At 50.5% G+C, this 12,120-nt stretch carries 12 protein-coding genes and 3 pseudogenes; 7 read left to right on the top strand and 8 right to left on the bottom strand.

Going from position 1 to position 12,120, the window contains the following annotated elements; all coding sequences use genetic code 11:
• Window positions 1-243: 243 nt before the first annotated feature.
• The gene (locus tag NA986_RS02365) at window positions 244-714 is read left to right on the top strand and encodes a glycosyltransferase (RefSeq protein WP_023216651.1); all 471 of its coding nucleotides are present in this window, start codon (window positions 244-246) and stop codon (window positions 712-714) included.
• 235 nt (window positions 715-949) lie between these two features.
• Here NA986_RS02365 and NA986_RS02360 read toward each other — a convergent pair whose 3' ends face one another.
• Entirely contained in the window at window positions 950-1,369 is a 420-nt protein-coding gene (locus tag NA986_RS02360) for a GNAT family N-acetyltransferase (RefSeq protein ID WP_023216650.1), read from the bottom strand.
• Between the two features lie 369 nt (window positions 1,370-1,738).
• On the opposite strand from NA986_RS02360, the gene NA986_RS02355 reads away from it, so the two are divergent.
• Window positions 1,739-2,008, top strand: a complete 270-nt coding sequence (locus NA986_RS02355; RefSeq protein ID WP_077909686.1) for a hypothetical protein — start codon at window positions 1,739-1,741, stop codon at window positions 2,006-2,008.
• Between the two features lie 165 nt (window positions 2,009-2,173).
• Entirely contained in the window at window positions 2,174-2,314 is a 141-nt protein-coding gene (locus NA986_RS02350; RefSeq protein WP_001640444.1) for a hypothetical protein, read from the top strand.
• Between the two features lie 145 nt (window positions 2,315-2,459).
• On the opposite strand, the pseudogene NA986_RS02345 reads toward NA986_RS02350, so the two are convergent.
• The 3 genes and pseudogenes from NA986_RS02345 to sspH3 all read right to left on the bottom strand — a co-directional run.
• Window positions 2,460-3,001: pseudogene (locus NA986_RS02345) on the bottom strand (IS256 family transposase); the annotation flags it as partial.
• A gap of 9 nt (window positions 3,002-3,010) precedes the next feature.
• Window positions 3,011-3,109, bottom strand: a pseudogene (locus NA986_RS02340) (DUF4113 domain-containing protein); the annotation flags it as partial.
• A 33-nt stretch (window positions 3,110-3,142) separates the two neighbouring features.
• Entirely contained in the window at window positions 3,143-5,563 is a 2,421-nt protein-coding gene (gene sspH3, locus NA986_RS02335) for a type III secretion system effector SspH3 (RefSeq protein WP_024146377.1), read from the bottom strand.
• Between the two features lie 261 nt (window positions 5,564-5,824).
• Between sspH3 and NA986_RS02330 the strand changes: the two are divergent.
• A pseudogene (locus tag NA986_RS02330) lies at window positions 5,825-6,177 on the top strand (tyrosine-type recombinase/integrase); the annotation flags it as partial.
• A 362-nt stretch (window positions 6,178-6,539) separates the two neighbouring features.
• Here NA986_RS02330 and NA986_RS02325 read toward each other — a convergent pair.
• From NA986_RS02325 to yobA, 3 genes are read right to left on the bottom strand one after another with little or no spacing between them, the layout of a single operon-like run.
• Window positions 6,540-6,893, bottom strand: coding sequence for a YebY family protein (locus tag NA986_RS02325; RefSeq protein ID WP_000722368.1), 354 nt, complete (start codon window positions 6,891-6,893; stop codon window positions 6,540-6,542).
• 16 nt (window positions 6,894-6,909) lie between these two features.
• Window positions 6,910-7,785 carry a copper homeostasis membrane protein CopD gene (copD, locus tag NA986_RS02320; RefSeq protein WP_017441953.1) on the bottom strand — a complete coding sequence of 292 codons (876 nt, stop codon included), beginning with the start codon at window positions 7,783-7,785 and terminating at the stop codon, window positions 6,910-6,912.
• Window positions 7,786-8,160: a CopC domain-containing protein YobA gene (gene yobA / locus NA986_RS02315; protein ID WP_000168393.1), complete on the bottom strand. Its 375-nt coding sequence runs from the start codon at window positions 8,158-8,160 to the stop codon at window positions 7,786-7,788.
• Between the two features lie 137 nt (window positions 8,161-8,297).
• Between yobA and NA986_RS02310 the strand changes: the two genes are divergently transcribed.
• The 3 genes from NA986_RS02310 (at window position 8,298) to exoX (ending at window position 10,014) form a co-directional block, all read left to right on the top strand.
• Window positions 8,298-8,528: a DNA polymerase III subunit theta gene (locus NA986_RS02310; RefSeq protein WP_000856224.1), complete on the top strand. Its 231-nt coding sequence runs from the start codon at window positions 8,298-8,300 to the stop codon at window positions 8,526-8,528.
• A 107-nt stretch (window positions 8,529-8,635) separates the two neighbouring features.
• Window positions 8,636-9,292: a carbon-nitrogen hydrolase family protein gene (locus NA986_RS02305; protein WP_000100249.1), complete on the top strand. Its 657-nt coding sequence runs from the start codon at window positions 8,636-8,638 to the stop codon at window positions 9,290-9,292.
• 23 nt (window positions 9,293-9,315) lie between these two features.
• A complete protein-coding gene (gene exoX / locus NA986_RS02300; protein ID WP_000944285.1) occupies window positions 9,316-10,014 on the top strand; it encodes an exodeoxyribonuclease X in 699 nt (232 codons plus the stop codon).
• 36 nt (window positions 10,015-10,050) lie between these two features.
• Here the strand turns inward: exoX and ptrB are convergent, their stop codons facing one another.
• Complete coding sequence (gene ptrB / locus NA986_RS02295) at window positions 10,051-12,102, bottom strand: oligopeptidase B (RefSeq protein WP_001604737.1); 2,052 nt, start codon at window positions 12,100-12,102, stop codon at window positions 10,051-10,053.
• Between the last annotated feature and the right edge of the window lie 18 nt (window positions 12,103-12,120).

Genomic DNA, 12,120 nt, shown 5'->3' with positions numbered 1-12,120 from the left:
TTATTCCTTTGAATATCGACGAAGTTAAAAAGGTAGAATTCTCCCCGGAAACAAAATCACTAACATGTTTTTGAAGAAGCATTATCAGGCGTACCTGCCGGATGCTGATATCGCTATCGTCCCTAATGGTATTGACCTGGAGGTCTATCAGAAAAACGCTGTACCACTGCAAAAGTCTGACCTGGGAATAACTCCGGAGAAAAAACGATTTTCTTTGCAGGCCGTATATCACCGGATAAGGGAGTGACTTTGCTTTTACAGGCGTTCGAACAACTCCTCAAGGAATGCAACGATATAGAGTTAGTTGTCGTTGATAACTATATGAGTAAAAGTAAAGGTGAAAAAGCAACCTATCAGCGTGAGGTGCGGGAATTAGCAGAACGGCTAAAACCACACTGTCATATGGTTGGAGGTGTAACGCCTGAAGAGATATACAACTACTATTGGTTAGCAGATCTGGTTGTTATTCCCTTTCAATTCCAGGAACCGTTCTGCATGGTTGCAATTGAAGCAATGGGGGCAGGAAAGCCTGTACTGGTCAGTACACGCGGCGGGATGACTGAGTTCGTAAAAGAGGGGGATACCGGCTTCCATTTGCAGGAGCCAATGACCCCGGAGACCATTGCCAGGGACATTAATAAAGCGCTGGCATCCCCTGATTTAAACGATATTGCCTTACATGGACAACGTTGTGTGGAAGAGAAATTCCCGTGAGAAAAAGTAACCCCGCGGGTTGAGGAAGTGGTTAATAACTGGTTTAGATAATTAATGTATATTAGCTCAAATGTGAGCTGACATATCTATGGCACAGCGCCAAACCTAATCTGACTGTCCGCCCTGTGCCAGAAGCGGACGCTGATCATAGTGTGTACAGGCCACCAGTACGATATATTATAAAGCCACCAGATTGCAGCTTTCATAAAGCTATGGGTATTCAAATGCAGCAAAGCTATAAATCAGGCTTAATTAAATAATGCCTTTGCGAACCTACTTTAGGAAAGTCCGGTAGCGACATTTGAAGTATATAACCCTGTTTTTCATAAAAAGGGAGAGCCTGGAAGCTAAAGGTATCTACAAGTCCATGAACACAGCCTTTCCGCAAACCTTCTTTTTCGGCCATCTCCATAAGTTTGCTCCCCAGACCGCAGCTCCTTGCAGATTCACTTACCCAAAGATAGTCGATGCAGAGCCACGGACCTTTTCTGTCAGCAATTAATCCGCCTACCATTTCGCCGCTTTCGTTTCTGCAGTAGACCCCAAGCTGCCCATTTTTACTAAAATCGACGAACTGAGCATTGTAGCTTCTTAATCCGGTTAATAGTTCTTCTTTATCAAATTCAGTAACTTGATGTGTGATTTGAATGTCCATACATGCCCAATTGAACAAGTTTGTATTTGGAATATAACGTTATAAATAAGTTAATTAAATGTATCAATAGAAAGTTTGTTTTTACTCCTGGGGGCAGGTCACGTCCGCTACTCGCTTAAAGCAGACCGTCAGTTGGAGTCTGAGCTGGTACAATTAATGTGCCACTGGTTAGAAATCAGTAATACGATTTTATCAGGCTGATGCTCTGGCCTGTCAGGATTTGAGGTATCCACCCGGTTTACCAGCACCCTGTATTTGGCACCAGTGGAACCCACTTCCCGATCCAGGATATCCAGTACCCACCACCGAACCTTTTTCCCCAAAAGACATGAGCAACCTCAAGCGCCTTGTCTGGATGATAACCACGGCATGAAGTTTGATAACGCGTGGAATCAGGGCGTTTGGTACGCTCTCTGTTCAGCAACTGGACGCCCTTCTCCCCAGCCTTTCAGCGTTGAAAATTTGCCAGCGCTGGGTGAAAAGTGTAGGCGAATTATGAAAATCACTTCTGCCGTTTATACTTCGAAAAAGACGTTATCAAAAAGGTGGTTCGCAAGCACGGAGTTATTAAACCTTTACTTAACGAAATACGGTTTAAGTTGCTTGAATTGCAGCAGAAAGAAAACGACGGCTTGCTGATGCTGGACAAATTAAGCGAGCATGGCATCAATGGACTGATACGCCGTCAATAAAAGGAAGGGTGCATGGACGATCCCGTCACATCACCAATCACAACAGAAGAGCACAAAACAACATTTCACAGCGTAAAGGATAAAACACGATGCCATTTTCAATCAAAAACATATGTTCAGGTCCACAAGGACACTACCCAGAAATCTCCGGACCTATACAGAACAAGCCAGTACCGAGGAATTGCACACTGATCTCAACAACATGCAAAATACAGGAGTATACAGTATTCAGCAGATGTTCCTGCAGTTTTGAAATGCGACCACCCGGTACAGAAGAAAGAACCCCACGACTAAAACTCTCAGCAACGGAGCTCTTATGGCTATCTAAAACAATAGAAACAGAGATGCGCAACACAAAAGAATGAGCCTGTCAGTAATTCTGTGTAACTGCCCAGTTATTAAAGGTGATCGCTCAGGCGGTCACCGAACTCGATAATAAAACGGCTCATCGCCAGCCACCAGTTCTGGATCGGCATACTCCATTTTTTTGACGCATCCTTGATTGCCAGATAAATAACTTTTCGTACTGAGTCATCCGTTGGGAACACCTTGCGTTTCTTAATCGCGGCACGGATCACGCAGTTCAGGGATTCGATTGCGTTTGTCGTATAGATGGCCTTGCGGATATCCGGCGGATAACTGAAGAGCGTATTGAGGTTTTCCCGGTGCGCACGCCAGCTTTTGCTGATTTGCGGATATTTATCGTCCCGGACTTTCGCGAACGCATCCATCGCCATCAGTGCCGCCTCTTCGGTCGGGCCTGATAGACCATCTTCCGGCCGCTGGTGACGGCTTTGTAGTCTTTCCAGGCTACGTATTTCAGGCTGTTACGCACCATATGGATAATGCATAGCTGGATATGGGTTTGCGGGAAGACGCTGTTTATCGCATCCGGGCAGCCCTTCAGACCATCCACACAGGCAATCAGGATGTCCTTAACATCAGGAAGAAGCAGGTCTTCATAGCGGGTGGTGTACCGGGGCGAAAGCATTTCTCGCTTCATAGCCCACTGTTGCGGCATCCCCTGCCCGGCGAAGTACAACGTCCCCCATTCGCCTGGCGCGGTGAATATCATGTTCAGTTAAGGCGCTAGATAGCTACCCAGCATCTCCTCCACAAGAGGTCGCAGGCCATCCAAAAATGTCTTTTTCGCGCTCTCCATCGCTCTTGCTCCGATAGTGCGCTCTGCATCGGTATTACCGACAAGCCCAAACGGTCTCAGCTCTGTGTCAGACAGCATCCGGTACGTTTCCTCATAATCCGATATTTGCTTTTCACGAAGCGCGTTAACGCGTTCCGGCGCTTTGCGCTCCAGCACGCTGTGTAACGGCCCCCACTGCAGTATCCACTCCCTGAGCTCGCTTTTTTCAGCGGCTTTCACCTGAAGCTCCGCAGCCTGAAGGTCTGAAACCGTCACGCCGGATACGCCAAAGAAACGCATTTCTGCCGTCACGCTGGTCAGCCCGAGTGCTTTCTTCAGCTTATTCTGATACGCCAGATAGACTTCAACATCATCGGCCAAGGCCAGCGTTCCGGCCTTTTCCCGGGCAATCTGTTCCAGTTTTTCCAGACGGAACATCTCACGCCCCGTGGCAACCAGCGCCGCGAGATTGTTATCGTATTGCCCTTTTTCTGCATCATGTACCAGTTGTACGTTCTTCATCTGGTGCAGAGCAAGTGTGACCCGATCCTGGCAGCTTGCTGTTGCCTCTGTTGCCATGGCAAAGGTTTTTGCTCTCAGCGCCTCATCTTCAGCCAGTTGTACCAGCCAGGACGATATCTGTGCCTTAAACCCCGCGTCCTTCATGAAGTTTTCCGTCTCACTCAGTCTGTCCAGGAAGAGGCTGAAGGCAGCAGCGTTATCTTCCTGTCCGAACATATGCCATCTGTCTGCAGGAGCCGGTTCGCCCTCCCGGGCAGGCACCAGCCAGCCAGCGGCCGCCAGGTGCAGTGCCCGGGCTTCCCGGGGGGCTGAGGCTCCCGCCATATCGAATAGTATCCTGGGGCCTGAATAGCCTGGCGCGCTGGTGATCTCCCGCAGCGCCTGCAGAGTGCGTTCAGACAGAGGATTGCCTTCCAGATTTACGCTTGCCTCTGAAGACAGACCCGTGATGCTTTCCGGCAGGCGGGTCAGTTGGTTATTGCGGGCATACAACCGTTGTAGGCCTGACGGCAGCGCCGGCAGGCGGGTCAACTGTGGGTTAGCATCAACCGACAGCGTCTGTAGTCCTTCCGGCAACGGCGGCAGGCGCACCAGTTGTGGATTGCGCTCGAGCGTCAGCAACTCCAGTCCTGCCGGCAACAGCGGCAGGCTGGTCAGTTGATTATCTGATACCGACAGCACCTGTAGTCCTGCCGGCAACGGCGGCAGGCTGGTCAGTTGGTTACCTGCTACCAACAGCCTCCGTAGTCCTGCCGGCAACGGCGGCAGGCGGGTCAGTTGATTACCTGCTACCGACAGCATCTGTAGTCCTGCCGGCAACGGCGGCAGGCTGGTCAGTTGGTTACGTGCTACCAACAGCATCTGTAGTCCTGCCGGCAACGGCGGCAGGCTGGTCAGTTGGTTACCTGCTACCGACAGCGTCTGTAGTCCTGCCGGCAACGGCGGCAGACTGGTCAGTTGGTTACCTGATACCGTCAGCACCACCAGTCCTGCCGGCAATGGCGGCAGGCTGGTCAGTTGGTTATCTTCGACAGTAAGCACCTCCAGTCCTGACGGCAACGGCGGCAGGCTGGTCAGTTGGTTATCTTCGACAGTAAGCACCTCCAGTCCTGACGGCAGCGTCGGCAGGCTGGTCAGATAATTATTATGAGGAATAACCAATGTTGTTATATGCGCTGGTAAACGGTCTGGTAAGGCGGTAAGGCCTGACTCTCCCACATTAAGCTCTCGACTGCCGTTATTCAGGCAGGTACATATTCTCTGTACCGTCGCAGCACGACCGCGTAACTCTTCTGCTGGCGCAGCCCCCTTCCATTCTGACCAGACAGCATCATACTCTGCTGGTGTCTGTGGAGCCGCCGGAGCCGGAAGGGGGGATACCTGGAGTGTCCCGGATGCCCCTTCCGCATGTTCTGTACATTCCTCTCCCTGTTCTATGTCCATGGTGAAGCGATATGTTTCATTGTGCCCCTGGCAATTCACGGAATAGTTCCCGGCGTCATCAAGGGTGACCGACAATATCTCCTGGTTGTCTGCATCCAGGATACAGAAGTGGCTTTCCCCGTGGCGGCCGGAGTGAATGCTTTCCTCGTATCCGGCATACGCGAGCATCCTGAGCTGTTCAAATCTGCTGACCACATCCTCCCGCGTCGTTCCGACCGAAGGGTGGCAAATCGTCCAGATACATTCCTGCGCTTCAGTCTGGTGCGTTGAGCAGAAAAACTCCTTAATTTTTTCCCATAAGCTCATTTCAGGCGGGGTTGCAGATTGGGCTATACAGTTAATACGAAGGTTAGTAATTGTGGCGGGAAGACATCCGCTTCCAACATGCAAGGGCATAATAAAAAACCTTTATAAATTTACAAATAATGTCTGTCTGGCGGACATCCTCTTTCCCTGGTCTTAATTTCACAATAAGGTTATCGACGGATTCATGGTCGTCCTGCCATGGCGGGCTTCAGTAGGTGCAGAAGAAAAATCCGTTATGATGACCGGATGGCGGGACTGTCATTTTGCAGCTAAAGGTGTCGATTTTTTCAGGGGCGCTTTCTACGATGACCAGATCATCCGGCATCAGCGCCCGGGCGTTCAATTTTGGCAGGCAGATCCCTGACACTTCAGGCGCCAGGGTTACGTCCGGGACGGTTATCGATCGCTGCCGACTGGTAAGCAGAACCGATTTCATGATCAGTGCCGGAATCAGGAAAAATAGCCCGACCGGGAATATTCACCCGGATGGGCTGACAAAGAAATTTGTAAAAGCCAGAAAAATTTCAGACGTTAAATGTAGTGATAACCCACCGACATTTCACGAGATCCGTAGCCTGCCCGGGCGGCTATACAAAGACGAACTCGGCGAGGAATTCGCTCAAAAACTACTGGGCCACACCTCAGAGAACACCACGAAACTCTATCTCGATGAACGCGATAATAAAGCTTACGTGATGCTCTGATTTTGTTGTAAAAGAAATGTTAAACTGGATTTGGATGTGATATAACCAAAAAGACCGGAATACAGAAATTCGAGGAATTTCGAGGGGAAACACATAACCCATTGATTTATAATCTAAATAAAAAGAGACCGAATACGATTCCTGTATTCGGTCCAGGGAAATGGCTCTTGGGAGAGAGCCGTGCGCTAAAAGTTGGCATTAATGCAGGCTAAATCGCCTTGCCCTTTAAGAATAGATGACGACGCCAGGTTTTCCAGTTTGCGACGAAGGTGATTGAAAAAACCTGGCGTTTTGTCTGTTATCAGAGATAAAAAAACCGTAAGCCTTTTCGTGAAGGTTTACGGTTTTTTATTAAAAATCAGTCAGCTATTGGATGGATCACAAAGCTTTTGCGCACGTTCGATAAACGGCGCCAGACTCATTTTCTCACCGGGCTTCGCCGGGTTATCGATTTGAATGACGGCAATAGGCTGAGCGCGCGTTTTACCCTCCGCTACTTGCTGTTCGGCAATGGCATTCAAGGGATACTGCACCAGCGTACTGGGGTTGATCACATAGAGCGCCTGGCCAGGCCGACAGGTCAACATGACCTCTTCCCGATTAAACGCCCACTTGTCTTTTCCTACTTCAAAACGACTTACGGTAATCACCTGCGGCGCCGCCAACGCTACGCCCGAAGTGGCCAGCAGAAGCGCCGGAAGGAGTATTTTTTTCATTCGTTATGCCAGTCCATCAGAAAGGTTCGAGGGTTGCAAACAGGCTGACGATCGCCAGAACTATGCCTCCAACTCCCCATTCAATTTGCGTCATCCTGACAAACCATAGGTCAGTCCGGGGATTTTCCTGTCGCATACGTGGTACGAGAACATACCGATTCGTCAGCGCAATTGCTACCATAAGCACCACCAGCGCACATTTTAACAAAAGCAACTGTCCATAGGTGGTCTGCCAGATAGCGGTAAATCCCGTGATAAATAGCGTGTTGCCAATGCCTGTGAGCAATACGCCCGCCACAAAAAAGTGACCATAACGAGAAAAACGCATCATGGCGCTAATAGCATGTTGACGCCAGCGTCCCTGAGCCATGCGCATACAATAAACCACTGGCAACAGCCCACCAAACCAGGCTGCGGCACAGAGTAAATGCAGAGCATGGTTAATCTGCTGTAATGTTCCCGCTACACCGTCGCGCATCGTCGCATGTCCAACGCCTGCCAGCAGGATAAACTGAGCAACGGTTAGAATAAGAAGCCGTCGTTGCATTTTTACCGGCGCAATGACTACCACCGCCAGCGTGACCAGCGCGAGGATAATTTGCCATATCCAGACCGCGCCAAAGCGGGTTTGCAGTACCGCGCCCCACACCGAGACGGAAAAAACATCGGGCCAGCCGCCGCCCATCAGTCCGCCCTGAATCGCCAGCATGAAAGCCGCGCTGATAACGCTCCAGGCGGCGGCATGTCGTTGCAGATGTAAAAATCGACGCGTCATTAAACGACGAATTGATGCGGGTGCCAGCCAGGCGCCGTAAAGCGCGCAGCCGTAGACCAGCATCAAACTAGCAAAATGAATAAATCGGAGAGTTATCCAGACGAATGTCAGCATCATTTATTTCACGCTGAAGGTGTATTTCCCTTTTGTTTTATGCCCATCCACCGACACAACGTGCCAGTCTACCGTGTAAGCGCCAGATTTTAACGGCTGCTCAAGCGGGATAATCAACTGCGTTTTATCCTGTTCATTTCGCTTTGCCGGGCGCGTTTTGATGAGCTCTTGCTGAGGGCCAGTAATGGTTGCGCCGCTGAACCCTGGCTCAATCCCTTCAGAAAAGTTCAGGGTCAGCGCCTGTGGCGAGGCCGTAACGGCAGCATTCGCCGCTGGATACTGATGCGTCAGGTGCGCATGTGCCCAGGCCGCTGGCGTCGCAAATGTCGATGCCAGCAGCAGTAAAGCTAAACGTCGCGATGGTGCAGAAGAAGCCATATTCACTATTCCTTTTTGTTATACCTACGTTACAAAGAATAACCTTCAACAATCAATGAGTCGAGGATCATCATTTCCATCTTGCCATTACCGCGGACTCTTAGTACCTTCTGGCGGCAACAAAAAAGGAGACGCGTATGAAAACGAATCTGGCTCAGCTTGAACAAGCGGAAATGGATAAAGTCAATGTGGACCTGGCGGCAGCCGGGGTGGCATTTAAAGAGCGCTACAATATGCCAGTTGTCGCGGAGGCGGTCGAACGTGAGCAGCCAGAGCATCTACGCGCCTGGTTTCGCGAGCGGCTGATTGCCCATCGTCTGGCTTCCGTATCACTATCCCGACTCCCTTACGAACCCAAAGTTAAATAAAAATTATATAACGTTACACTTCCTTACATGCAGACGACTACATTATAAGGCGATTCTTAACCTATGCTTTTTAGAATGGCTGTAGAGACTATGAAAAGGAAGTCATTATGTCCTCCTGGAAAATTGCTGCTGCGCAGTATGCGCCCCTGAACGCCTCGCCGGCGGAGCATGTCGCCCATCATCTGGAATACATTGAGCTTGCGGCTCGTCAACAGTGCGAACTGCTGGTCTTTCCGTCACTGTCGCTATTAGGCTGCGACGAAAGAAATAAACCGTTGCCCGCCCCGCCTGACGAGGCGCTTTTACAGCCGCTCACTCATGCGGCCGATACCCACCATATGACTATCATTGTGGGTATGCCTGTTGAGCATAACTGCCGCTTCGTAAAAGGCATCGCTATTTTTGCCCCATGGCTAACGTCGCCGCTCATGTTTCACAAAAGTCATGGCGCCTGTATTGCCAGGCAGCGAAGCGCTATCAACGTGGTGGATGAGCAGCCAGAAGGTGGTGATATAGATCCCTCATTTACGTTATTCACAACCAGTCAATGTCTTAACGAACCTGAACTCCATGCTTCTACCTCACGCTTACAACGTTTTTCGCATAAATATGCGCTGGCCGTACTGATGGCCAATGCCTGTGGCAGTAGCGCGCTGTGGGATGAAAGCGGGCAACTTATTGTTCGTGCCGATTGCGGTTCGCTATTACTGACGGGCCTGCGCACAACGGAGGGTTGGCAAGGCGATATCATTCCATTACGCTAAGGTCTTTCGGTGAGGAATGAATCATGTTGCGGATTATAGACACGGAAACCTGCGGGCTGCAGGGCGGGATCGTAGAGATAGCCTCTGTAGATGTCATTGATGGCAACATTGTCAATCCCATGAGTCACCTGATACGCCCCGATCGCCCTATTACGCCGCAGGCGATGGCGATACACCGTATTACCGAAGCCATGGTCGCCGATAAGCCGTGGATTGAAGATGTCATACCGCTTTATTACGGTAGTGAGTGGTATGTCGCTCACAATGCCAGTTTCGACAGACGCGTATTACCTGAATTGCCGGGTGAGTGGATCTGTACCATGAAGTTGTCGCGACGCCTGTGGCCGGGAATAAAATACAGCAATATGGCGCTCTATAAATCGCGCAAACTAAGCGTACAAACGCCACCGGGGCTGCATCATCACCGGGCGCTTTATGATTGCTATATCACCGCCGCCTTGCTGATTGATATTATGCGAACCACCGGCTGGACCGCGGAAGAGATGGTCAATATCACGGGCCGTCCTGCGCTGTTAACCACTTTCTCGTTCGGTAAATACCGCGGTAAGGCGGTATCTGAAGTCGCAAAACGCGATCCGGGCTATTTACGCTGGCTTTTTAATAACCTTGATAATATGAGCCCGGAGCTTCGCCTGACGCTTAAACACTACCTGGAAGATGTTCAGGCTGGCGAGCAACGCAGCAATGGAACACCACAATAACCCGCGACGCTCACAAGCCGTTGCGGGCGCGCGCGTCTATGCGCTATGTAAGGTTCCCTGCGCCAGGCCGATTAAAAAGGCGAACTCCAGCGCGACGCCTTCGTAGGATTTAAACCGCCCCGACTTACCACCGTGCCCGGAGTCCATATCCGTACATAACAGCAGCAGACGTTGGTCCGTTTTTAGCTCGCGTAATTTTGCCACCCACTTCGCCGGTTCCCAGTATTGCACCTGGGAATCGTGCAATCCTGTCGTCACCAGCAGGTGCGGATAGTCCTGCGCTTTGACATTGTCATAAGGACTATAGCTTTTCATATAGTCATAATACTCACTATCCTGCGGGTTCCCCCACTCTTCAAACTCTCCTGTCGTTAGTGGGATCGACTCATCCAGCATCGTGGTTAATACATCAACAAAGGGTACCTGGGCAATAACGCCGTGGAAAAGCTCGGGGCGTTCGTTGATAGCGACGCCCATTAGCATTCCGCCCGCGCTCCCGCCCATCCCATAACACAGCGACGGCGAACCGTAACCCAGTTTTAATAAGGCATCGCAGGCATCAAGATAGTCATTAAAAGTATTCCGCTTTTTGAGGAATTTGCCATCTTCATACCACTGCTGCCCCAGCTCACCGCCGCCGCGAACGTGTACGATTGCGTAAACAAAGCCACGATCCAGCAAGCTCAGTCGGCTGCTGCTGAAGTCGGCGTCAATACTGGAACCGTAAGATCCGTAGCCGTAAACCAGAAGCGGATTTTGCCCTTTACGAAAATACTTCTGATGATAAACCAGCGATACTGGCACTTCGACGCCGTCGCGTGCGGTGATCCACAGGTGTTCGCTCTGATAACAGCCAGAATCAAACCCAGGCACTTCCGTCTGTTTAAGTACCCGTCGTTCTCCGGTATCCATATCCAGTTCAAACAAGGTATCTGGCGTCGTCATTGAAGAATAGCCGTAACGCAGCCGGGAGGTCTCAGGTTCGGGATTATAGGCAAGCCACGTCACGTAAGCCGGATCGTCAAAGGCGATGCCTATCACTTCACGGGTTTTACGGTTAATTTGCCGCAGGCTGGTAAGCCCCCGTTGACGCTCTTCGACCACTAACCAGTCGGTAAACAGGGTAAACCCTTCCAGCATAATATGCTCGCGCGGAGGGATCAGTTCTTCCCAGGCGTTTTCATTGCGCACGCGGGTACGGTACAACCCAAAGTTTTTACCGTTCCGGTTAGAACGCAGGTAAAACTTATGTTGATAGTGATCGAGACTATATTCATGGTCTTTGCGACGCGGTAAGAATGAAAACGGCTCGGCATCGGCCAGTTCCGCGTCAAGTAATAGCACTTCGCTAGTGGTGGCGCTGGCAAGATGAATCACCACATAATGCTGCGAAGTGGTTTTATGCAGGCTGACATAAAAGGTATCGTCTTTCTCTTCATATACCAGTTCATCTTGCGATGACGGAGTGCCAATCGTGTGTCGCCAAACCTGATAGGGCAGCAGCGTCTTCTTATGCTTACGCACATAGTAAAGGGTCAGGGAATCATTGGCCCAGACAAATTCAGGCGCAACGTTATCCAGCAGTTCCGGATACCAGTTACCGCTTTCGAGGTTACGAAAACGCAACCCATACTGACGACGGGATAAATAATCTTCTGCCAGCGCCATGATGGTATTATCCGGCGTAATGGCAAGTCCACCGAGCGTATAAAATTCGCTGTGCGCGGCCCGCTGGTTCGCATCGAGCAAGGTTTCCCACACATCCCACTCTTCGCTTAACGCCGATTGTCGTTGATAGATGGCATATTCGCAGCCGGGTTCATAGATATAACGGTAGCGATAGCCATTTTTCACATACGGAGCGGAAACTTCTCTGGGCGGGATGCGATCGATAATTTCTTTTAGAATGCGGTCCTGTAACGCCTGCTGAGAGGACATGACCTTCCGGCCATACTCATTTTCCTGATGCAGGTAATCAAGGACTTCCGGCTGCGAGCGAGTGTCATCTCGCAGCCAGTAATAATTATCAATGCGCGTATCGCCATGTACGGTCATGGCATAGGGAATTCGATTGGCTTTTGGCAACATGTCGTTTTTTCTTTTGCG

The sequence above is a fragment of the Salmonella sp. NW177 genome (genome assembly GCF_051811585.1).
GTDB classification, from domain to species: Bacteria; Pseudomonadota; Gammaproteobacteria; order Enterobacterales; family Enterobacteriaceae; genus Salmonella; species Salmonella enterica.
This window is presented reverse-complemented; position numbering and strand designations above follow the sequence as displayed.

What these genes read in the sequence shown, in the direction of transcription:
- NA986_RS02360 (WP_023216650.1), bottom strand. Translation starts at nt 1,369, where the DNA reads ATGGACATTCAAATCACACATCAAGTTACTGAATTTGATAAAGAAGAA.
- NA986_RS02355 (WP_077909686.1), top strand. Translation starts at nt 1,739, where the DNA reads ATGAAGTTTGATAACGCGTGGAATCAGGGCGTTTGGTACGCTCTCTGT.
- NA986_RS02350 (WP_001640444.1), top strand. Translation starts at nt 2,174, where the DNA reads ATGTTCAGGTCCACAAGGACACTACCCAGAAATCTCCGGACCTATACA.
- sspH3 (WP_024146377.1), bottom strand. Translation starts at nt 5,563, where the DNA reads ATGCCCTTGCATGTTGGAAGCGGATGTCTTCCCGCCACAATTACTAAC.
- NA986_RS02325 (WP_000722368.1), bottom strand. Translation starts at nt 6,893, where the DNA reads ATGAAAAAAATACTCCTTCCGGCGCTTCTGCTGGCCACTTCGGGCGTA.
- copD (WP_017441953.1), bottom strand. Translation starts at nt 7,785, where the DNA reads ATGATGCTGACATTCGTCTGGATAACTCTCCGATTTATTCATTTTGCT.
- yobA (WP_000168393.1), bottom strand. Translation starts at nt 8,160, where the DNA reads ATGGCTTCTTCTGCACCATCGCGACGTTTAGCTTTACTGCTGCTGGCA.
- NA986_RS02310 (WP_000856224.1), top strand. Translation starts at nt 8,298, where the DNA reads ATGAAAACGAATCTGGCTCAGCTTGAACAAGCGGAAATGGATAAAGTC.
- NA986_RS02305 (WP_000100249.1), top strand. Translation starts at nt 8,636, where the DNA reads ATGTCCTCCTGGAAAATTGCTGCTGCGCAGTATGCGCCCCTGAACGCC.
- exoX (WP_000944285.1), top strand. Translation starts at nt 9,316, where the DNA reads ATGTTGCGGATTATAGACACGGAAACCTGCGGGCTGCAGGGCGGGATC.
- ptrB (WP_001604737.1), bottom strand. Translation starts at nt 12,102, where the DNA reads ATGTTGCCAAAAGCCAATCGAATTCCCTATGCCATGACCGTACATGGC.